1 protein-coding gene is annotated in these 1,179 nt (G+C 61.7%); it reads left to right on the top strand.

Features of this window, described 5'->3' with window-relative positions; all coding sequences use genetic code 11:
- Position 1 precedes the first annotated feature (1 nt).
- Positions 2-1,177, top strand: coding sequence for an elongation factor Tu (gene tuf, locus JL39_RS19425; RefSeq protein ID WP_037154426.1), 1,176 nt, complete (start codon positions 2-4; stop codon positions 1,175-1,177).
- Positions 1,178-1,179 lie beyond the last annotated feature (2 nt).

Raw genomic sequence — 1,179 nt, 5'->3', positions numbered from 1 at the left:
AATGGCAAAGAGCAAGTTTGAGCGGAATAAGCCGCACGTCAACATTGGCACGATTGGTCACGTTGACCATGGTAAGACGTCGTTGACGGCAGCGATTACGAAGTATTTCGGCGAGTTCAAGGCTTATGACCAGATCGACGCCGCGCCGGAAGAGAAGGCTCGCGGGATCACGATCTCGACGGCGCACGTTGAATACGAGACGCCTGCGCGGCACTATGCGCATGTCGACTGCCCCGGCCACGCCGACTATGTTAAGAACATGATCACGGGTGCTGCGCAGATGGACGGCGCGATCCTGGTTGTTTCGGCTGCCGACGGCCCGATGCCGCAGACGCGCGAACACATCCTGCTGGCCCGCCAGGTCGGCGTTCCGGCGATCGTTGTGTTCCTGAACAAGGTCGACCAGGTTGACGACGCCGAGCTTCTCGAGCTGGTCGAGCTGGAAGTTCGCGAACTTCTGTCGTCCTACGACTTCCCGGGCGACGACATCCCGATCATCAAGGGTTCGGCGCTTGCTGCGCTTGAAGACAGCGACAAGAAGATCGGCGAAGATGCGATCCGCGAGCTGATGGCTGCGGTTGACGCATACATCCCGACGCCGGAGCGTCCGATCGACCAGCCGTTCCTGATGCCGATCGAAGACGTGTTCTCGATCTCGGGCCGCGGTACGGTTGTGACGGGCCGCGTCGAGCGTGGCATCATCAAGGTCGGTGAGGAAGTCGAGATCGTCGGCATCCGTCCGACGACGAAGACGACCTGCACGGGCGTCGAGATGTTCCGCAAGCTGCTCGATCAGGGCCAGGCCGGTGACAACATCGGCGCGCTGCTGCGTGGTGTCGACCGCAACGGCGTCGAGCGCGGCCAGATTCTGTGCAAGCCGGGTTCTGTGAAGCCGCACAAGAAGTTCAAGGCGGAAGCCTACATCCTGACGAAGGAAGAGGGTGGCCGTCATACGCCGTTCTTCACCAACTACCGTCCGCAGTTCTACTTCCGCACGACGGACGTGACGGGCATCGTGACGCTGCCGGAAGGCACGGAAATGGTGATGCCGGGCGACAACGTGACGGTCGACGTCGAGCTGATCGTGCCGATCGCGATGGAAGAGAAGCTGCGCTTCGCCATCCGCGAAGGCGGCCGCACCGTCGGCGCCGGCATCGTCGCATCCATCGTCGAGTGATC

The organism is Rhizobium sp. YS-1r (assembly GCF_000757525.1).
GTDB classification, from domain to species: domain Bacteria; phylum Pseudomonadota; class Alphaproteobacteria; order Rhizobiales; family Rhizobiaceae; genus Neorhizobium; species Neorhizobium petrolearium.
Note: the sequence above shows the minus strand (reverse complement) of the source record. Positions and strands in the feature narration are given on the sequence as shown.